Here is an 18,129-nt window from a genome sequence, read left to right on the forward strand (position 1 = left end):
CCATGGCCGACATCCTTTCCTTTCGCGGCGATCCGCATCAGGCGACCGAAATGCTGCTGCCCTGGTATGCGTCCGGGCAACTGGACGAGGATGACAGGGCCGTCGTCGACGCGCATCTAAGCCAGTGCGACCTGTGCAGGGCGGCGCTGGAACGGGAAAGGCGGTTGAAGGCGCAAGTGGCCGGGCTGCCGGTCCGGGCCGATCTGGGCTGGGAAAAGCTGCAACGCCGCCTCGCCCCCGATCGGGCCGCGCGGCGCTTGCCCCTGCCGCGAACGGTCCTGACCTGGCCCGCCCTGACGGCGTTCGCCGCGGCGCAGGCGGCGCTGTTGCTGGGAGCGGTGACGCTGTTCCGCCCACAGGGGCCGCAAGCGGCGTATCGCACGCTCGGCGCTCCGGCCGCGCGCGGGAACGGCAATCTCCTCATCATGTTCCGGCCCGATACGCCGGAGCAGGAAATGCGCCTGGTCATCGGCCGCGCGGGGGCGAGGCTGGTCGACGGCCCGACCGCTGCCGGAGCCTATGTGCTGGACGTCGCACCCGCGCGGCGGGAGAACGTGCTCGCCGACCTGCGGACGTGGCACAGTGTCGTGCTGGCCCAGCCGATCGAGGCGGCGCCATGATCGGGCGCATGATCCGCACCCTGTTCCTTGGCCTGATCGGCGTCCTGATGACGCCGATTGCCGGTCATGCCGCGGAGGGCGATCGGATCCTGGTGATGCTGCGCCTGCCGCCGCCGCATTTCCGGTCCGGCGGCGCCTATGCCGGCGGCTATGGCGACAGGATCGGTCACGGCCAACTGATGCATGAGGCGCGGCGCATCGCCCGCGACCATCATCTGACGCTGGTGACGGACTGGATGATGCCGGTCATCGACCTCGACTGTTTCGTGATGCGCGTGCCGGGCGGCATATCGGCGGACGCCATGGCGGAGGAGGTGTCGAAGGACAGCCATGTCGCCTGGTCCCAGCCCATGCATGACTATCAGACGCTCGCAACAGCGGAGGGGGCAGGACCGGACAAGGGGGAACCGGCGGGGCATGACGATCCGCTCTATCCCGCCCAGCCCGCGCGCATGCTCTGGCATCTCGACGCCGTCCACCGGCTGGCGACCGGACGCTCCGTCACGGTTGCGGTGATCGACAGCGGCATCGACGCACGCCATCCCGATCTGGCAGGGCAGATCAGAGCCAATGTCAATCTGGTCGACGGCCGGGCCTTTGCCGCCGAGGCGCATGGAACGGCGGTCGCGGGCATCATCGCGGCGCGGGCCGACAACCGGATCGGCATCGCGGGCATCGCGCCCGGCGCACGGCTGCTGGGGCTGCGCGCCTGCTGGCAGACGGGGCCCTCCGCGATGGCGGCATGCGACAGCCTGAGCCTTGCCAAGGCCCTCCATTATGCCATCGACCGCAGGGCGCCGATCATCAACATGAGCCTGGGCGGCCCGCCCGACCGGCTGCTGGCGATGCTGCTGGACGCGGCCATGGCGCGCGGCGCTTCGGTCGTGGCGGCTTATGACCCGCGCCGGCCGGACGGCGGATTTCCCGCCTCCTGGCCCGGCGTCGTCGCCGTGTCGGGGGTCCCGTTGTCGGGCAGGCGGGCCATCTATGTCGCACCGGCCGCCGGCATTCCCGCAACCGAACCGGGCGGAAAATGGGGGCTGGTCGACGGTACGTCCTATGCCGCGGCGCAAGTGAGCGGCCTCATCGCCTTGATCGATCAGGCGCGGGGGCATAGTCAGGGACGAGGGCAGGAACGATCCATGTTCGTCCTATCGGCAGGAGGGATGATCGATGCGCTCGCCACGGTGCAGGGCAAAGCAGGATGCGAAGGCGCCTGCCGATCCCCGCTGGCGGCGGCGGGTCGCGACTAGCTTTCTCCTGGGCGCGGTGCTTGCCGGTCCCGCGACCGCACAACTGGGCGGCAGCCTGACCCTTTCCAGCCAGGCGCGGCTGCGCGGCCAGCCGATCGGCGATCACCGCCCCGTGGCCGAACTGGAGCTGGTCCATGACGCCGCCGGCGGCTTCTATATCGGCGGATCGGCGACGCTGGTGGCGACGCGCGACGAGGGGGTAAAGCCACTTTCCTTCCGGCAATATGCGGGGTTCGCCAGGCACCTGTCGCCCGCGACGGCAATCGATGTCGGCATGGTCCATAGCGGCTATACCAGCTATTCCGGAATTGCGGGCGGTGGCAGCTATACCGAAGCCTATGTCGGCATGACCGGCCGCCATCTGTCGGGGCGACTATATTTCTCGCCCGGCTATTTCCGGAAGGATGAGCCGACGCTCTATGCGGAGCTGAACGGCGATCTCGACCTTGCGCCGGACTGGTCGCTTGTCGCCCATGCGGGGCGGCTGACGCATCTGAAGGCGCATGCGGACAGGGGCGACCGGGATGCGACCGACTGGCGGATCGGCCTGCGCCGCCATTTGGGGCCGGTCGATCTGGACGCCGCCTGGACCGGCCATGCGCAGGATCGGGCCGCTTATGGCGCGGGGGACCGTAGCGACGGCGCGCTGGTGATCGCCCTCTCCTTCGCCTTTTGAACCGAAGACGGGGTCTTGCGGCACAAAAGCCGCGTCATGCCCGTCACGGCCAACCTTTCAGCGGATCGTCCCCTCCCCATGCTGCGCTGGGCGGGGCAGGCGTTGACGGGCGCCGTCGCGCTGCTGTTGCTGGCGATGGCGTTGCGCATGAACCGCGACTGGACCGATCGCCACCTGCTGCCCGACATCATCGTGCCGAGCGACTGGCTGATGATGATCGTGCAGGTCGAGCGGTTGTTGCTGGTCGCGCTGGCCGCCGTCCTGCTGCTCGCCATGCGCCGGATCGGCGCGCGGCGAGGGATCGCCATCGCCATGGCGGTCCTGCTGGCCCTGCCGGCAAGCGAACTGGTCATGCAATACGCTTCCGGGCGAAAGGGGCAGGCATGGAATCCGAGCGATGAGCCGCTGCGCCGGGCGGACCCGCTGATCGGATGGACCTACACCCCCTCCCGCTGCGCGGGCGATCCCGAATATGCATGGCGCCCGGTCTATTGCATCGACGGCCAGGGCTATCGCGTGGCGTCCAGCGACATGCCATTCGACCGGGCGGCACCCGCGATCCTGTTCGTGGGGGAATCGATCCTATTCGGCAAGGGCCTCAACTGGCGCGACAGCGTGGCGGGACAGGTGCAGGAATTGAGCGGCATCGCGAGCGCCAACCTCGCCGTCAATGCCTATTCGCTGAGCCAGGGCTTCCTCCATCTGAAGCGGGAACTGCCGCGATTCCGACACCCCGTGGCGGTGGTGATCCTTTTCACGCCCAGTCTGATGATGCGCGAACTCGACCGGAACCGTCCCTGGATCGACAGTGCCGGGCATTGGCATCGGGCGACGGGAACATGGGCGCTGAGCCATCTGGGCCGGGTGTTGTTTCCCTATCATGGTGCGGCCGCCATCGATGAAGCGGTGGCGGCCGACCGCCGCCTGCTGAGGGCCGAAGTCGCGCTGGTGCGGGCGCGCGGCGCGCGGCCACTGGTCCTGGTGCCCGTCTTCCAGCCCGAAGGGCCGCGCGAACGCGCGCTTCGCGCGGCGATCTTCAACGGTGCGGCCATTCCCCATCTGGTCGTACCGCTGGGCCAGCACTGGCGGCTTCCCGACGATTCCCATCCGGACGCCCGCGCCCACCGGATGATGGCGCGCGCCCTGTGGACGCGATTGCGGACCGAGACGTCCTAGAGCGATTTCCAGTCAGATGGCATCATCTGACGGTTAAGAAATCGCGGTAAATAAAAGACTTAGAGCGGATTCCGATCTGATTCAATCAGATCGGAATCCGCTCTAATCCCCGGCCTGGACGATGGGGCAGATGAGACGGAAATGCGCGCCCCGCGCCGATGGCATGAGTTGCAGCTTGCCGCGATAGGCATCCAGCAGCGACCGGGCAATGGCGAGGCCGAGGCCGGTGCCGCCCTTTTCCCGCTTGCTGGTGAAGAAGGGATCGAAAATCCGGTCCCGGTCCGCCTCTGGAACGCCCGGCCCGTCGTCGGCAAGGGCGATCCAGACCTGATCGTCCTGCCGCGTCGCGCTGATGTCCAGCCGTGACGCACCCGCCTGCCGCGCATTTTCACACAGGGTCGCGAGAACGCTTTCCAGCGCATCGGCGTCGACCGCGAGGGGCGGCATCATCCCGGGCAGATGCAGGCCGATGGCGAATGTCTCGTTCGCCATCGCATCGGCCACGGCCGCCAATACGGGTCCGGCATCGGCCCGCGCGCCGCTTTCGCCCACGAGCACGTCCGCCCGCGCCAGTTCCATCAGCCGCCGCACCATCCGCGACAGCCGTTGGGCATCGGCCGCCATATTGCCGAGGAAACGTTCCCGATCGGCGGGCGCCATGTCGACGCCATGATCCTGCAACAGCTCGATCGCGCCGGAAATGCCGGCCAGCGGCGTCTTGAACTCATGGCTGAGCGAGGAGGCGAAATCGCGCAGATAGCGGGAACGCTTGCCGATGCTGTCGGCCATCTGCTCGAAATCCTGGTAGAGTGCCCGTATCTCGACCACCTGCAGGGACGGATGGCGCGGCGTGATCCGCCGCCCTGAGGCGAGTTCCCTCGTCGCGCGGCTCAAGCCTTCGATCGGCCGGACGATGGCGCGCGACAGCACCGCCGATAGCAGCACCAGCAGCAGGAAGATCGCCACCACGCCTAGCGCGATCTTGCCCCGGTCCTCATAGAGCCCCAGGAACAGCGCACGGGGAGAGCGCGATACCAGCAGCACGCCGATGACTTTCCCATCGAGGCTGATCGGGCGTGCGTGATGCAACCGGATGTTCGACGCCCGGCTCAACCATTCGAGCGGATAGCGGGTGACCATCCCCTCATTCTCCCGCAACACCGTGACGGATCGCCCAGCCAGCGCTGCCCGGATTTCCGGCAAGGCGGCGAGGCTTCGTCCCCCCTCCCGTCCGTTCAGCACGATGCCGCGCCGGTCGAGCATGAGGATGGAGGAAAGGGTCGTCATCTTGGTTTCGGCAAAGGCCGGCATCATCCGCCGGGCGATGGCGATGGCGGCGCCGTCCGGCCGGTCCCGCGTCGGTGCGGCGGACGGACGTGGCGGCAATATGGGGGAGGAGCGCAAATCCACCTCCGTCATCCGGTCATGATAGCGCACCGTCGCCGCAGGCGCGGCGGGTGTGGCCGTCAGCCCGCTGCCCACCACCGAAGCGCTGGCGGCCAGCGCGGCGCCCTGCGCCACCAGTTCCGCCTCCGTGCGGCGCACCAATGCATTTTCATAGACGCGCAGGAAGATCGCGCCGAGGCCGGGCAGCGCGGCCACGAACAGCAGCGTTCCGAACAATATGGTGCGCAGCCGCAGGACCGGCCAGTGCCGGGCGATCCATGCCTTCGCCTTCAGGATCATGCAGCCCCTATCATGCCGTCAGGTCCGTTCCGCCGCATGCCCCCAGCCGATAGCCGATGCCGGCCCGCGTCTCGATGAGGTCGATCCCGCCCACATCGCTGAATTTGCGGCGGAGGTTGCGGATGTGGCTGTCCACCGTCCGGTCGGTGAGGGCAAAGCCCGGTCCCCGGAAGCGGTCGATGATCTGGTCGCGCGAAAAGATGCGGGACGGCATGGCGAGCAGCGTCCGCAATATGGTGAATTCCGTCACGGTCAGGCCGACCTCCGCCATGCCCCAGTGGGCCGACCAGCTTTCGGTATCGAGGCTGAGCAGCCCGTGGCGCATGACGCCGACATTCTCCACCACTGGCGGGCGGGCAGCGGTGCGGCGCAGGATCGCCATGGAACGCGCCACCACCTCGCGCGGGGAGAAGGGCTTCACCACATAATCGTCGCCGCCCAGTTCGATGCCCAGCACCCGGTCGATCTCATCGTCGCGGGAGGACAGGAAGAAGATCGGCACGTCATTTTGCGCGCGCAGCCTGCGGCACACCTCCAGCCCGTCCATGCGCGGCATGTTGATGTCCAGGATGACGAGGTCGGGCGCATGGCGTTCGACCTCGGCCAGTGCCTGCTCGCCATCGGCGGCCTCGATCGTGCCCAGCCCCGCCTTGCCGAAGGCGAAGACGAGCAACTGGCGGATATGGGGGTCGTCATCGACGATCAGGATGGTGCTGGGCATGGGGCATAGGATCATTTCCCTATCTCCCCTGTCAACGCATGCACGGCCTTGGCGTCGACGGATTCCGCCTGCGCCGGTGCGACGGGGGCTTGAGGCGGTGGCAAAAGGGCGCCGGCGCAGCCGCGCGCTCCGGATGGCGCGGGGGCGGCCGGACTATTTCGCGCCCGCTTCAGCCGCATCTGCCCCAACAGGGTCCAGCCTTGCCGCTGATCCTGCGCCAGTGCGTCGTGAATGCGGACGCGCACCGCTTGCACATGTTCACGCAATGCCGGCTGCAAATCTGTCCGCCGTTCCAGATCGATCAGCGGCAGCAGAGCGGAGCCCCCCAATCCGCTCAAATAGCAAAGATCGAGCGCCACGCCCCGCCCGCCGACCTCGCGTGCGTGGCGGACATTCCACTGCGCCGCGACGGCGCCGAGATCGACGAAGCAGGCAACCGCCAGCACCAGCCCCCCCGCCGCCAGATTGACGTTGATCAGCCAGGCCGCGCTCCGTTCCCGCAGCAGCCGCCAGCAGATCGCCGCCAGTCCCAGGGCCACCAGCGCCATCCATGCCAGCGCGGCGATCCGCAGGCGGGTGAGCGAATAGGCCTCGATATAATCGATCGTCCGCAACATGGACGAGGCGACGAGGAAGATATTCTGCCCGATCCATAGCATCACCAGATTGCGGATCGCCTTCGTCCGCGCGGTTTTCGATCCCGGACGCAGCGTCACCAGCACGAACAGCGCCGCCAGCAGCGCCGTCGCGATCAGCGGATAGGCGCCGCGATGGGCATAGTCCGCCATGGACATGCCCGCGGGCATCGGTGCCAAGCCCCAGAGCCAGGCCATGTCCATCAGATTCTGGAGCGCGAAGATCAGGTTGAAGAGGAGGAGCGAGAGCGTCACCGACGCGACCGACACCCCCGGCAGGACAAGATCGCCGTGGCCCCCGAAGGCCGGCAGCAGGCGCCGTGCGGGGCGGGGGCGCAGAAGGCTCCACATCATCAGGAACAAAAGGCCCCAGAGGATCAGACGCCCGATCAGTTCCAGCGACAATTCGGGCCACAGCAGCGACGAGAGGAAGCGTTCGATCAATGGGTTCGCGGCCGAAAACAGCGCCAGGATCACGACGCTCCCCATCAGCGGCAGGGCCAGTACCGCCAGCACCGCGCCGAGGTTCCAACGCCCCGATCGGCCGGCGGCCCGGATCTTGAGGAAGCGCCGCAGGTCGATCAAGGGGACGAAAGGCGTGCGCACCCCTTGCCAGATCAGACGCTGGCACCAGCGCCAGCCATCATCGAAGCGCGCCGTTGCCGGCAGCAGCGTGGCCATGCTCGCCGCCGCCCAGAACAAGGCCAAGGCAAGAAGGCTCGCATCATAGACCAGTGCGAGCGCGAACAGGCCGGCGGCCGACAATGCCGCCCAGGCGCGCCTGTCATGGCGCACCGCCGGTCGACCGGTCCACAGCGCGATCAATAAGGCGAGCGCGAAAAGCCCGTAAAATCCGCCATATAAATGCCGCTGGTAGAAAAGCCAGTCGCCGATCGCGACGACGACCAAGGTGGGCACCAGTTTCCATCGGAAACGCCCGGCCAAGGGAAAGTTGTGCATCCATCTGTCTCCCCGAATGTCAGGGAAAGATGCGTCATGCCCAAGCAGGCAAGCCGGTGTTGCCGATCAATAATTGGCGCAGAAGCCGTGCAGGACATGTGCAGGCCATTTCGAAACCGGCGCTATTCCGCCAAAATGGCGGAAGCCCGTTCCAGCTGGAGACCCGCAAAAACCGGGTAATTTCTGGCGAAGCGGGCTGGTTTGATGACGTCGAGGCTTCGGGGCGCAAGAACGGCATCGTTCGGAGCGATTTCCACGATGCCTGGCGTTGTTTTCGCCGGTTTGGCTGGCTTGCAGACAGAGTCAGCCCCTGCATTCCCGGCGTTCGTGGAAGATCAGGCGGTTGAAGTTGTAGGCCAGGTTGCAAAGGGTCAGTTTTGCCTCAGCGCGGGCCAGGCCGATGGTGCGGATGAACAGGTTGAACCGGTTCTTCTGATGCGCGAAGACATGCTCGACATGTGCACGGATCGAGGATTTGGCGGCATTGGCCCGTGCGGTTGCCTTCGACATCGGCTTGCCCATGGGTTTGCGGCGATGAATGCGGGACGTGAGCATCTGATCCGACAACCACTTCTCGTTGCGCCTGGATCGATAGGCACTGTCAGCCCATACCTCGGAACTGGTATTGTCCGTGCTGACGACCTGTCGGAGAAGACGCCCGTCCGCCGCTGACGCCGAAGTCACCGCCATGCCTCGGATGAAGCCGAAGCGTCGGTCGATGCTGATGTGAGATTTATAGCCGAAGACCGGCAGGGCGATCATGGGGAGCGGCGTCCCATCCGCCCGATACCGAACTTTCCCGCCGACCTTGAGGGTCCAGCGGGCGTCGGTATCTTTCTGTGCTGCCTTGTTCGGCTCGTCCGGCCAGATATCTCTGGCGCTCTTGCCCGACTTGATCGCTTCACGTTCGCCCTCGGTGTTCCGCTGTCTTGGTGCAGGCACCAGCGAGGCGTCCACGATCTGCCCGGACATTGGAATGTAGCCCTTCTTCTGGAGTTGCCAGTCAAAGGCCTTCATCACCCGCTTGAGCGTTCCCGTCTCGGTCAGGCGATTGCGAAAATGCCGGATCGTGTTCTCATCCGGCGTGCGATCCCCAAGCGACAGTCCCAGAAACCGTAGCCAACTCAGCCGATCGCGGATCATGAACTCCATCCGGGCGTCTGATAGATTATGCTGCGCCTGCAGGATCAGGGCCTTGAACATCATCACCGGATCGAAGGGTGGGCGTCCGCCTTTGGCTCCATCGCCATAACCAAGTCCTTCGACCAGCCACGCCCGGAAATACTCGAAATCCACCGTCTCCTGCAAAACCTCAAGCGGATCGCCCTCCTTGCTCAATGCCTCAAGGTGATCGCTCAAACTGAACAGGGACTTGGGATCCATAGCTGGCCTCCGTGATCGCGCGCCCTCAGTGAATCATTATAGCCGTCCAAACGCTACCGGTTTTTGCGGGTCTCCAGCTCTGCGTCCGCGGCCTTGCGCACCGCTCCATTCGTCGCTTGCCAGGGGCATTTGACCGCCACTATTTTCTCTCTACCAATCAAGTGGAGAAACAAGGATGCGCTCTCACCTGCTGACCACGCTGAGCCTGATCCCCAGCCTCATCCTCGCGGGATGCGGTCAAAAACCTTATGATTCAGCCGCCTATGAAGCCGCTGACAGTGTCGCCGGAACCGGCACCGGGGAGCGTTATGACGGCCGGCCAATCAGCCCCGTTCACCAGGTCGCGACCGAACCCGTCTCCACCTTCGCCGTCGATGTCGACACCGGCGCCTATGCCAATGTCCGCCGCATGCTGCTCGGAGGACAAGGCGTTCCCGTCGACGCCGTGCGAACCGAGGAGATGATCAACTATTTCCGCTACGACTATCCGTTGCCCCAAGACCGGTCGGCGCCGTTCAGCGTCACGACCGACGTTGCGACGACGCCCTGGAATTCCTCCACGCGCCTGCTGCGCATCGGCCTGCGCGGCTATGACGTCGCCCGATCGGAACGCCCGCCCGCCAATCTGGTGTTCATGGTGGACGTTTCGGGATCGATGCAGGATACGGACAAGCTGCCGCTGGTCAAGCAGGCGCTCTCGACCCTGGCGGACGGCCTGCGTTCCGACGACAGCGTTTCGATCATCACCTATGCGGGTTTCGTCGAAACGCTGGTCGAGGACAGCCATGACCCGGCGGAGATCAGGGCAGCGTTGAGCGGTCTGGATGCCGGGGGTTCGACCGCCGGGGGCCCGGCACTGTCCATGGCCTATGACATCGCGCGCGCGCACCGCATCCCCGGCGGCATCAACCGCATCATCATGGCGACCGACGGCGACTTCAACGTCGGCCTGTCCGACCAGGAAGGACTGGAGGAGATGGTGAAGCGGAATCGCGAGGATGGCATCACCCTCACCACGCTGGGTTTTGGCCAGGGCAATTATAATGACGCGATGATGGAGGCGGTGGCGGACCTGGGCAACGGCAACCACGCCTATATCGACAGTGCGATGGAGGCGCGGAAGGTGTTGGACGAGGAACTGTCCTCCACCCTTTTCACCATCGCGAGGGATGTGAAGGTGCAGGTGGAATTCAACCCCGCCACGGTCAGCCAGTACCGCCTGATCGGCTATGAGAACCGCGCCCTTGCCGAGGAGGATTTCGCCGACGACCGCGTCGATGCCGGTGAGATCGGCGCGGGGCATCAGGTGACGGCGATCTACGAAATCGTGCCCGCCGGCGAGACCGACTGGACGGCGCCGCGCAAATATGCCGCCAACCGCGCACCTGCCCTGCCTGCAGGAGACTCAGGCGAGATCGCCACCGTCCGCCTGCGCTACAAGCTGCCCGAAGGCGAGACCAGCCGACTGATCGAAAAGCCGATATCCGCCGCGCTCCTTGCCGGCGCCGCGCGTCCGGAAGGCGACATGGCCTTTGCCGTCGCGGTCGCCGCCTTCGGCCAGAAGCTGCGCGGCGACACGCGATTGGGCGGCTTCAGCTATGCCGATATCGGCAGGCTTGCCGGGCCGCAGGCCGACTATTGGCGGCAGGAATTCCTTCAGCTCGCCCAACTCGCCGATACGGAAAGGGTCAGGACGGGCGCGGCTGAATGACCGCGTCCTCCCGTTTTTCGGGCCGGATGTAGATGGAGGTCAGTTCGGGAATGGCACGTTTCATCGCGCTTTCCAGTTCCTCGATCAGGCTTTCCGCCCGACCCATCGGCAGTTCGTCGGCAAAGTCGGCGCTGATCGCTACGAAGACCGCATCGGGGGCGGTATGGATGGTGCGGACATGGTTGACGGCGGTTATCTCCGGTCGCTGGTCGAGCAGGCGCCAGACCGTCTCGACGATGGCGCCGTCCGCGCTTTCCCCGATCAGCAGCCCCTTGGCCTCCCGCGCCAGCAGGATCGCCACCCCGCCCAGCACCAGCCCGATGGCGATGGAGGCGATGCCGTCCAGCCTCGGGTCGGCATAATGATGGCTGGCCCAGACCCCGATCGCCGCCATCACCAGTCCGACCATCGCCGCGCTGTCCTCGAACAGAATGATGAAACCGGCGGGGTCCTTGGACCGGCGGATCGATTGCCACCAACTGCTCGGTCCGCGCTTCCTGCCGAATTCTCGGACCGCGATCGTCCAGCTACTCCCCTCCATGGCAAAGGCGATGGCAAGGACGATATAGTTGACGACGGGATCGCGCAGCGGCTCGGGCGCGCGGATATGGAGCCAGCCTTCGTAGATCGAGACGCCCGCCCCCACGGCGAAGATCAGGATCGCGACGACGAAGGCCCAGAAATAGAGTTCCCGCCCGTAACCGAAGGGATGGGCCGCATCGGCAGGGCGCTTTGCCTGCGCCTGGCCGTAGAGCAGCAGCAACTGGTTGCCGCTGTCGACCAGCGAATGCACCCCCTCCGTCAGCATGGAGGAGGAACCCGTCAACGCCGCCGCGACGAATTTGGCGATGGCGATCCCGACATTGGCGACCAGCGCGCCGTAAAGAACGATATTTTCACGAAAATGCGCGGCGCGCCCGATTTTCATCCCGCCTCTCCCTCGCGTCGACCGACGAAGAGAACTCTCCGGCAGACGATGAGTTCTTCGACGATGAGAGGAGATTTGCAATGACGCAAACGCAGGACATGATCCATGAAGACGCGCTGCCGGGGCATGAAAGCCGGCTGGAGCCGAAACCGGAATGGGAACCGCGCTATCCCGGTTCGGGCCGCCTGGCCGGCAAGACCGCCGTCATCACCGGCGCGGACAGCGGCATCGGCCGTGCCGTCGCAGCGCTTTTCGCCAGGGAGGGCGCGGATGTCGCGATCGTCTATCTGTGCGAACATGAGGACGCGGAACGGACCGCCGAGATCGTCCGGGCAGAGGGGCAACGCGCCCTCACGCTGGCAGGCGATCTGGGCGAAAAGGATTTTTGCGACGATGCCGTTGCGCGGATCGTCGAGCAATTCGGCCGCATCGACATCCTCGTCAACAATGCGGGGGAGCAGCATCCCGACAGCGACATCACCGACATCAGCGAGGAACAGCTTCGCCGTACCTTCCAGACCAACATATTCGGCATGTTCTTCCTGACGCAGGCGGTGCGGCCGCACCTCAAACAAGGGGCGGCAATCATCAACTGCACGTCCGTCACCATGTATCAGGGGTCGAAGGAACTGCTGGATTATTCCAGCACCAAGGGCGCGATCACCGCCTTTACCCGGTCGCTCTCCGAAAATCTCGTCGGGGACGGCATCAGGGTGAATGCCGTGGCGCCGGGACCGATCTGGACGCCGCTCAACCCCAGCGGCGGGGCGAGCCCGGAGAAGCTGGCACATTTCGGCGCGAACACGCCGATGGGAAGGCCGGGCCAGCCCAATGAAGTCGCGCCGTCCTTCCTGTTCCTGGCCTGCGCGGATTCCAGCTACATGTCCGGCCAGGTGCTGCATCCCAATGGCGGGACGATCGTCAACGGATAGGGGTCATCTCAGGCGGCGCCGATGCGAACATGGCGACGCTCGGCGGCGGAACGATAGATCGCCTCGATCACGCGCATGTCGGCCAGCCCTTCCTCGCCAGGCACGATCGGCGTCGCGCCCGTGACAACGCATTCGGCGAGATGATCGAGTTGTGCCGCAAACTGGTTCTTGGCCGGCGTGGGCAGCGTTCGGGGCATGACCGCATCCTGTTTGCGGATGCGCATCGCATGGCCGCTATAGGGGGTGGCCGGTTCCATATCGATCCAACCCTCCGTCCCGATGACGCGATAGGCATTATGGGCCGAACTGTAGCTCGATATGCAGTTCGCCTCGATCCCGGAGGGGAAGCGCAGCAAGAAGCTGATGCGGTCCTCGACCGTGCGGAAGCGCGGATCGCTGCGGTCGGTGGAATCGATGGCGCTCACCTCCACAGGTTCCTCCCCGGTCAGATAGCGCGCCGCGTTGAGGCTGTAGATGCCGATGTCCATCATCGATCCGCCCCCCGACAGGGCGCGGTCGAGCCGCCACTGATCAGGCCGGATCGGAAAGCCGTGCTCCGCGGTGATCAGCCGGGTGGAACCGACATGACCGCCACGCGCGAGATCGATAGCCAGCCGATTATGGACCTCGAAACGCGAGCGATAGCCGATCATCAACCGGGTGCCCGCCTTGCGGCAGGCCGCGATCATCGCCTCGCATTCGCCGACCGATATCGCCATCGGCTTTTCGCACATCACATGCTTGCCCGCCTGCGCGGCGCGGATGCTGTATTTGGCATGCATCGCATTGGGCAGCACGACATAGACGACATCGATGTCGGGATTGTCGCGGATACGATCGAAATCGGCATAGCTGTAGCGGTGGGTGGCGGGGATGCCATATTGGGCGCCATATTGGTCGAGCTTGGCCGGCGTGCCGCTGACGAGGGCGACCAGGCGCGCATGGTCGCAGCCCGCGAAATTGGGCATGATCTGGCGGGTGGCATAGGAACCCAGACCGACAACGGCATAGCCGATCCGGCGGTCGGCCGCGATAGCGTGCCGGGGCATCATTGCCGCCGCGACCAGCCCCACGCCAAGGCCGCCGATCATGTCCCGCCGATTGCTATCGGGCATTGGATTCCTCCTCCTCCGCCTGAAAGCGGTGGCGCACAGGTTCAGCAATGGCGCGGAATCAATCCGCGGAGCCGGAACGCCAGCCCATATTGCCCGCCGCGACCGCGACCTGCGTCCGGTTGCGGACATTGAGCTTGCGCATGAGCGCGGTCATATGGACCTTCACCGTAGCCTCCGCCATGCCCAGCTCATAGGCGATCTGCTTGTTCAACAGGCCCGAATGGACGCAGCGCAGCACCTTGATCTGGGTCGGGGTCAGATGGGGAGGTGGCGATTCATATCGCCGCGGCTCGTCCTGCCCCGGATAGTCATATTCGGGGCGATCGAGAATCTCGTGCAGAGCTGTGCCGAAAACCATCTTCCTCTCCTGTCCGCGATTGACCTGGGTTTGCGCCCCGGATTCGTATTAGCGCTAACAATAACGGAAGTGGTCTGACAGGTTCAAGAAAAAATTTCGAATATATCATAAATTTCGTGGTTTTTCAGTCAAACCACCTTATAAGCTGTCCAACAGATTTTTCGGGCCGGGATTTCGCCGGATACCGGATTCCAGCGGTCAGGGAGGGAGAGGATGAGGGTTTCGCTTCGTCGACGCATCAACGCCGCACGGTGCAGCCGGTGACGCCGGAGGACGGCCGGCTGGTCCTTTCAGCCATTATCGGCATCGCCTTGTCCATCACGCTCATCATCCGAGGGCGGCTGCACCCCTTTGTCGGCCTGCTGTGCGGTGCCTTCACGGTCGGGCTGCTGGCGGGCCTGCCGATGGAGGAGACGGCCAAGGCCGTGGAAAAGGGCGCCGGCACCATATTGGGCGGGACGGGCCTGGTCGTGGCTTTGGGCCTGGGCCTGGGCGCGATGCTGCAACTGTCGGACGGGGCGGGTGGACTGGCACGGGCTGCGCTGCGCCTGTCCGGGATCAGGGGCGCGCCCTGGGCGAGCCTGTGCACCGCGATCGTCATCGGCCTGCCGCTCTTCTTCGAAACCGGGCTGGTGCTGCTGCTGCCGATCGTGGCCTCCGCGGCGGCGGCGCTGCCCCACGGCCAGGATGATGATACGGCCAAGCTGCGCCTGATGCTGCCCGCCCTTTCCGGCCTGTCGGTGGTCCATGCGCTGGTGCCGCCCCATCCCGGCCCCCTGCTGGCGGTCAATGCGCTGGGCGCCAATCTGGGCCTCACCCTTCTCTACGGCCTGATCGTCGGCATCCCCACCGCGATCATCGCGGGGCCGCTGCTGGCGCGCTTCACCGCGCCGGGCGTGAAGCTCAGCCCGCCGCTGCTGGAGCCGGTGAAGGCCGACGTCCCCCCACCATCCGTCGGCCGCGCGCTGACGGCGGTACTGCTGCCGGTCGTGCTGATCGCGGCGGGCCAGGCGGTTGCCATGCTGCCGCCCGCCGTCGCCGTCCATTTCCATTGGCTCGGCTGGGTCAGCGATCCGGTGGTCGCGCTGCTGGTGGCGGTGCTGGTCGCCCTGCCCCTGCTGTTCGGCCGCCGCATCACCGACCGGACCATCCAGAACGCGATCTGGACCGAGGCGATGACGCCCGCGGGCGGCATATTGCTGGCGATCGGGGCGGGCGGCGCACTCAAGCAGGTGCTGGTGACGGCCGGGCTGTCCGACATGCTGGTGCGGCTGGCCGACGGCGGGGCGATCTCGCCCATCCTGCTCGCCTGGGGCGTGTCGGTGTGCATCAGGCTGGCGACGGGATCGGCGACGGTGGCGACGATCACCACGGCGGGCGTCATGCAGGGGCTGGTCGCCGCGTCCGGCGTGGAGCCGGAATGGATGGTGCTGGCGATCGGCGCGGGTTCGCTGTTCTTCTCGCACGTCAATGATCCGGGCTTCTGGCTGGTGAAAAGCTATCTCGGCACCGACATGCCCGGCACGTTCAGGACCTGGTCGATCATGGAAACCGTGGTGGCGGTGGTCGGCCTGCTGTTCGTGCTTGTGGCCAGCAGCATCTTCTAACAAGGGGTTGCCATGAACCAGGCACGCCTTTCCGACCAGGCCTATGCGGGCATCGTCGAGATCATCAAGTCCGAGGAGCTGGAGGTCGGCGCGCGCCTGCCATCCGAAGCGCGGCTGGCCGAGATGTTCGGCGTGTCGCGTGCCATCGTGCGCGAGGCATTGGTCCGGCTGGCATCGGACGGCATCACCGAGGCGCGGCGCGGCGCGGGTTCCTTCGTCAAGAGCCGCCCCTCCGAACGGCTGGCCGCCTTCATGCCGTCCACCGAACTGCCGACGACGCTCGGCAGCTACGAGGTGCGCTTCGTGCTGGAGGCGGAAGCGGCCAGGCTGGCGGCGACCCGCCGCACGCCCCAGGAAATGGTGCATATCGAGGACGGCATGGCCACGCTGCGCGAGGCGCTGCTGTCGAGCGAGCCGGCCCATGCCGAGGATATGGAACTGCACCGCCGGATCGCGGAAGCGACGGGCAATCCCGCCTTTGTCATCGCCTTCGACGCGCTCTGGAACGATGTCGAGAAGATCATGCGCGCAGGCGTCGACATCTCCCGCTCCCGCCCGCCCGAGGTGATCGCGACCATGCTGCGCGAGCATGAAGTGATCGTCGCCGCCATCCGTGCGCAGGACCCGGAGGGCGCGGCGCTGGCCATGCGCTGGCATCTGTGGGAAGGGCGGCGGCGGCTGATGCCTTAGGGCGCGTTGCGATTGAGTTTATGGCCGATATCGGCGACTTTCGGCCGAAATTCACAGTGTATGCGCGCGCGTGCCTGGGCGCGCGTATGCGTGGTGAGGATCTGCCCGACGTTTCAAAGAGGGATGCGGGATAGGCCCGCTGGCGCGCAATAGGACAGGCTCAATCCCGTCCTGTCAGAGAAATAGGATGTTTTTTTTGAATGCTGTGGCCTTTGGGTTACGCATGATGCTCAGCCCGTCTCCAGCTTCAAGGTCCAATGATGGAAGGGGGGTCTGAAAGCGACCACTTGTTGACGCTGATTGCCAATGGCAGGCTACCGCAATGCTGACATTCATTCGCTCGTTTTGGTTCGCGGCCGGTTTGGCAGCCCTGTTAGGCGCGGTCGGATTTTTTTGGCCGAGCGAAAGGTTGGAGCTTTGGGGATTGGCTGCAACCTGTGCCTTCTGGGCTGTGATCGATTGGCTTGGCAGCGACAGCGAAGATCGTCTCACGGACCGCTAACGACCATTTTCGGTTATTTATCGTATTTGCTTGAGATATTCAGTGCGGACGCTCAATAGCAATCGCCGGAAGCAAGAGCTGCTCAATCGCGGCCTTTTTTTCGCAACCGATGCCAAGAGCATACGCGTCTGACGGCAACGATAATCAATATGATTGCGAACACCGCCGAGAAATAGATCAGGCCCAATCCGCCGACGAGTGCTTGACCGTAGCCCGGCATATCGTTGATGACCCTATGACCACGATCCGCGAGTTCACCGTAATGCATTTGAACCGCTATTAATGAGCCGATCAGGCCACCGACCCCAAGAGCAATCCCAAGAAATAAAATCCCAATACTGGTCTGGTATCGGCGGATATCAGCAAAATATATCGATAATGGCCCGGAAAGAAAGGATGCAGCCAACAGTATCAAACTTATGATCTGAAGGAGTTTCGCCATGCGCCGTTCCGTTGCCTCACCAAATTTCATCAGCATCGATCAACTGGCTTATTAGCAGCGTCTTGGAATGTCTGCTATCTGCCTTTGCCTTCCAAAACCAGCCATTCCGCTCCCCACCCATAACCGCAGTCTCGCTATCGCCCTAGCCAGCGCAAGGCTGCATCGCGCAAAAGATCGGGCGCCTCATCCGTGTTGAGGATCAGAACCTGCTCTTCGGGCAAGGGCCGTTCCAATGTAGCGAACTGACTGTCGAGCAGGCTGGCGGGCATATAGTGGCCGGACCGGTCCCCCAGCCGCGCCAGCAGCTTCTCCCGGCTGTTCTCCAGCAGGATGAAACGCACGGGAACCCCGATCGCGCCGCGTAGCCGGTCGCGATAGCTCCGCCGCAAGGCCGAACAGGCGGCGACCGTCATGCCCTGCGCGTTCGCCCTATCCGCGGCGGCCTTTCCCACGCGGTCCAGCCAGGGCCAGCGATCCTCGTCCGTCAGGGCGCGACCGCCGCGCATCTTGGCCACGGCTTCGGGCGAATGAAAGCTGTCGCCTTCCAGAAAGGGGCAGTCCAGCGCCTGCGCCAGGAGCGCGCCAAGGGTCGATTTGCCGCAGCCACTCACTCCCATGACGATGATGGCAAGGGGCGACGCTGGAACAGGATCGACAGAAGGTAACAAGGCGGCTTTCTCGCGGACGAGCGACGCGCTCGGCATCGCGTTGATTTCGCATCGCTATAGGAGGAC

At 65.0% G+C, this 18,129-nt stretch carries 18 protein-coding genes; 9 read left to right on the plus strand and 9 right to left on the minus strand.

Annotated features, from left to right (window positions below; all coding sequences use genetic code 11):
- Nucleotides 1-2: 2 nt before the first annotated feature.
- From CAF53_RS20875 to CAF53_RS20890, 4 genes are read left to right on the plus strand one after another with little or no spacing between them, the layout of a single operon-like run.
- A complete protein-coding gene (locus CAF53_RS20875; RefSeq protein WP_157801326.1) occupies nucleotides 3-620 on the plus strand; it encodes a zf-HC2 domain-containing protein in 618 nt (205 codons plus the stop codon).
- The gene (locus tag CAF53_RS20880) at nucleotides 617-1,873 is read left to right on the plus strand and encodes a S8 family serine peptidase (RefSeq protein WP_052757505.1); all 1,257 of its coding nucleotides are present in this window, start codon (nucleotides 617-619) and stop codon (nucleotides 1,871-1,873) included. The genes CAF53_RS20875 and CAF53_RS20880 overlap by 4 nt, the downstream gene beginning before the upstream one ends.
- The gene (locus CAF53_RS20885) at nucleotides 1,794-2,549 is read left to right on the plus strand and encodes a TorF family putative porin (RefSeq protein ID WP_100239452.1); all 756 of its coding nucleotides are present in this window, start codon (nucleotides 1,794-1,796) and stop codon (nucleotides 2,547-2,549) included. Before CAF53_RS20880 ends, CAF53_RS20885 begins: the two co-directional genes overlap by 80 nt.
- A 15-nt stretch (nucleotides 2,550-2,564) precedes the next feature.
- Nucleotides 2,565-3,725 carry a hypothetical protein gene (locus CAF53_RS20890; protein WP_157801327.1) on the plus strand — a complete coding sequence of 387 codons (1,161 nt, stop codon included), beginning with the start codon at nucleotides 2,565-2,567 and terminating at the stop codon, nucleotides 3,723-3,725.
- A gap of 102 nt (nucleotides 3,726-3,827) precedes the next feature.
- Here the strand turns inward: CAF53_RS20890 and CAF53_RS20895 are convergent, their stop codons facing one another.
- The 3 genes from CAF53_RS20895 to CAF53_RS20905 are packed head-to-tail and all read right to left on the minus strand — an operon-like array spanning nucleotide 3,828 to nucleotide 7,727.
- On the minus strand, nucleotides 3,828-5,411 hold the full coding sequence (locus tag CAF53_RS20895; protein WP_100239454.1) for a HAMP domain-containing sensor histidine kinase: 1,584 nt from the start codon (nucleotides 5,409-5,411) through the stop codon (nucleotides 3,828-3,830).
- 10 nt (nucleotides 5,412-5,421) lie between these two features.
- Nucleotides 5,422-6,132, minus strand: a complete 711-nt coding sequence (locus CAF53_RS20900) for a response regulator transcription factor (RefSeq protein ID WP_100239455.1) — start codon at nucleotides 6,130-6,132, stop codon at nucleotides 5,422-5,424.
- Nucleotides 6,133-6,143: 11 nt separating this feature from the next.
- Nucleotides 6,144-7,727, minus strand: a complete 1,584-nt coding sequence (locus tag CAF53_RS20905; RefSeq protein ID WP_100239456.1) for a DUF4173 domain-containing protein — start codon at nucleotides 7,725-7,727, stop codon at nucleotides 6,144-6,146.
- Between the two features lie 29 nt (nucleotides 7,728-7,756).
- On the opposite strand from CAF53_RS20905, the gene CAF53_RS27190 reads away from it, so the two are divergent.
- Nucleotides 7,757-8,074 (plus strand): hypothetical protein, encoded by a 318-nt coding sequence (locus tag CAF53_RS27190; protein ID WP_157801328.1) that lies wholly within the window; start codon nucleotides 7,757-7,759, stop codon nucleotides 8,072-8,074.
- On the opposite strand, the gene CAF53_RS20910 is transcribed toward CAF53_RS27190, so the two are convergent.
- Nucleotides 8,031-9,110, minus strand: coding sequence for a transposase (locus tag CAF53_RS20910; RefSeq protein ID WP_100236968.1), 1,080 nt, complete (start codon nucleotides 9,108-9,110; stop codon nucleotides 8,031-8,033). The two genes, CAF53_RS27190 and CAF53_RS20910, sit on opposite strands and share 44 nt — an antisense overlap.
- Nucleotides 9,111-9,285: 175 nt before the next feature.
- On the opposite strand from CAF53_RS20910, the gene CAF53_RS20915 reads away from it, so the two are divergent.
- On the plus strand, nucleotides 9,286-10,821 hold the full coding sequence (locus CAF53_RS20915; protein WP_100239457.1) for a VWA domain-containing protein: 1,536 nt from the start codon (nucleotides 9,286-9,288) through the stop codon (nucleotides 10,819-10,821).
- Here CAF53_RS20915 and CAF53_RS20920 read toward each other — a convergent pair.
- The gene (locus tag CAF53_RS20920; RefSeq protein WP_100239458.1) at nucleotides 10,799-11,749 is read right to left on the minus strand and encodes a cation diffusion facilitator family transporter; all 951 of its coding nucleotides are present in this window, start codon (nucleotides 11,747-11,749) and stop codon (nucleotides 10,799-10,801) included. The genes CAF53_RS20915 and CAF53_RS20920 overlap by 23 nt on opposite strands.
- Before the next feature lie 80 nt (nucleotides 11,750-11,829).
- Here CAF53_RS20920 and CAF53_RS20925 point away from each other — a divergent pair, with 80 nt between their 5' ends.
- On the plus strand, nucleotides 11,830-12,681 hold the full coding sequence (locus CAF53_RS20925) for an SDR family oxidoreductase (protein WP_100239459.1): 852 nt from the start codon (nucleotides 11,830-11,832) through the stop codon (nucleotides 12,679-12,681).
- An 8-nt stretch (nucleotides 12,682-12,689) separates the two neighbouring features.
- Here CAF53_RS20925 and CAF53_RS20930 read toward each other — a convergent pair whose 3' ends face one another.
- Together CAF53_RS20930 and CAF53_RS20935 are read right to left on the minus strand one after the other, a co-directional pair.
- Nucleotides 12,690-13,796 (minus strand): Gfo/Idh/MocA family oxidoreductase, encoded by a 1,107-nt coding sequence (locus CAF53_RS20930; protein WP_100239460.1) that lies wholly within the window; start codon nucleotides 13,794-13,796, stop codon nucleotides 12,690-12,692.
- A 58-nt stretch (nucleotides 13,797-13,854) separates the two neighbouring features.
- Nucleotides 13,855-14,154 (minus strand): response regulator transcription factor, encoded by a 300-nt coding sequence (locus tag CAF53_RS20935; protein ID WP_242443545.1) that lies wholly within the window; start codon nucleotides 14,152-14,154, stop codon nucleotides 13,855-13,857.
- Between the two features lie 260 nt (nucleotides 14,155-14,414).
- Between CAF53_RS20935 and CAF53_RS20940 the strand changes: the two genes are divergently transcribed.
- Both CAF53_RS20940 and CAF53_RS20945 read left to right on the plus strand, forming a co-directional pair.
- Nucleotides 14,415-15,761, plus strand: a complete 1,347-nt coding sequence (locus tag CAF53_RS20940; RefSeq protein ID WP_100239594.1) for a gluconate:H+ symporter — start codon at nucleotides 14,415-14,417, stop codon at nucleotides 15,759-15,761.
- A gap of 12 nt (nucleotides 15,762-15,773) precedes the next feature.
- Nucleotides 15,774-16,451 carry an FCD domain-containing protein gene (locus tag CAF53_RS20945; protein WP_046765241.1) on the plus strand — a complete coding sequence of 226 codons (678 nt, stop codon included), beginning with the start codon at nucleotides 15,774-15,776 and terminating at the stop codon, nucleotides 16,449-16,451.
- Between the two features lie 584 nt (nucleotides 16,452-17,035).
- Here CAF53_RS20945 and CAF53_RS20955 read toward each other — a convergent pair.
- On the minus strand, nucleotides 17,036-17,431 hold the full coding sequence (locus CAF53_RS20955; protein WP_100239462.1) for a hypothetical protein: 396 nt from the start codon (nucleotides 17,429-17,431) through the stop codon (nucleotides 17,036-17,038).
- A 98-nt stretch (nucleotides 17,432-17,529) separates the two neighbouring features.
- Nucleotides 17,530-18,012, minus strand: a complete 483-nt coding sequence (locus CAF53_RS20960) for a gluconokinase (RefSeq protein ID WP_100239595.1) — start codon at nucleotides 18,010-18,012, stop codon at nucleotides 17,530-17,532.
- Nucleotides 18,013-18,129: the final 117 nt, after the last annotated feature.

It is taken from the genome of Sphingobium sp. LB126 (assembly GCF_002795205.1).
Lineage (GTDB): Bacteria > Pseudomonadota > Alphaproteobacteria > Sphingomonadales > Sphingomonadaceae > Sphingobium > Sphingobium chungbukense.

Coding starts and splice junctions, on each gene's coding strand:
- CAF53_RS20875 (WP_157801326.1), top strand. CDS start 3: ATGGCCGACATCCTTTCCTTTCGCGGCGATCCGCATCAGGCGACCGAA.
- CAF53_RS20880 (WP_052757505.1), top strand. CDS start 617: ATGATCGGGCGCATGATCCGCACCCTGTTCCTTGGCCTGATCGGCGTC.
- CAF53_RS20885 (WP_100239452.1), top strand. CDS start 1,794: ATGCGCTCGCCACGGTGCAGGGCAAAGCAGGATGCGAAGGCGCCTGCC.
- CAF53_RS20895 (WP_100239454.1), bottom strand. CDS start 5,411: ATGATCCTGAAGGCGAAGGCATGGATCGCCCGGCACTGGCCGGTCCTG.
- CAF53_RS20900 (WP_100239455.1), bottom strand. CDS start 6,132: ATGCCCAGCACCATCCTGATCGTCGATGACGACCCCCATATCCGCCAG.
- CAF53_RS20905 (WP_100239456.1), bottom strand. CDS start 7,727: ATGCACAACTTTCCCTTGGCCGGGCGTTTCCGATGGAAACTGGTGCCC.
- CAF53_RS27190 (WP_157801328.1), top strand. CDS start 7,757: ATGCGTCATGCCCAAGCAGGCAAGCCGGTGTTGCCGATCAATAATTGG.
- CAF53_RS20910 (WP_100236968.1), bottom strand. CDS start 9,110: ATGGATCCCAAGTCCCTGTTCAGTTTGAGCGATCACCTTGAGGCATTG.
- CAF53_RS20915 (WP_100239457.1), top strand. CDS start 9,286: ATGCGCTCTCACCTGCTGACCACGCTGAGCCTGATCCCCAGCCTCATC.
- CAF53_RS20920 (WP_100239458.1), bottom strand. CDS start 11,749: ATGAAAATCGGGCGCGCCGCGCATTTTCGTGAAAATATCGTTCTTTAC.
- CAF53_RS20925 (WP_100239459.1), top strand. CDS start 11,830: ATGACGCAAACGCAGGACATGATCCATGAAGACGCGCTGCCGGGGCAT.
- CAF53_RS20930 (WP_100239460.1), bottom strand. CDS start 13,796: ATGCCCGATAGCAATCGGCGGGACATGATCGGCGGCCTTGGCGTGGGG.
- CAF53_RS20935 (WP_242443545.1), bottom strand. CDS start 14,154: ATGGTTTTCGGCACAGCTCTGCACGAGATTCTCGATCGCCCCGAATAT.
- CAF53_RS20945 (WP_046765241.1), top strand. CDS start 15,774: ATGAACCAGGCACGCCTTTCCGACCAGGCCTATGCGGGCATCGTCGAG.
- CAF53_RS20955 (WP_100239462.1), bottom strand. CDS start 17,431: ATGCTGATGAAATTTGGTGAGGCAACGGAACGGCGCATGGCGAAACTC.
- CAF53_RS20960 (WP_100239595.1), bottom strand. CDS start 18,012: ATGGGAGTGAGTGGCTGCGGCAAATCGACCCTTGGCGCGCTCCTGGCG.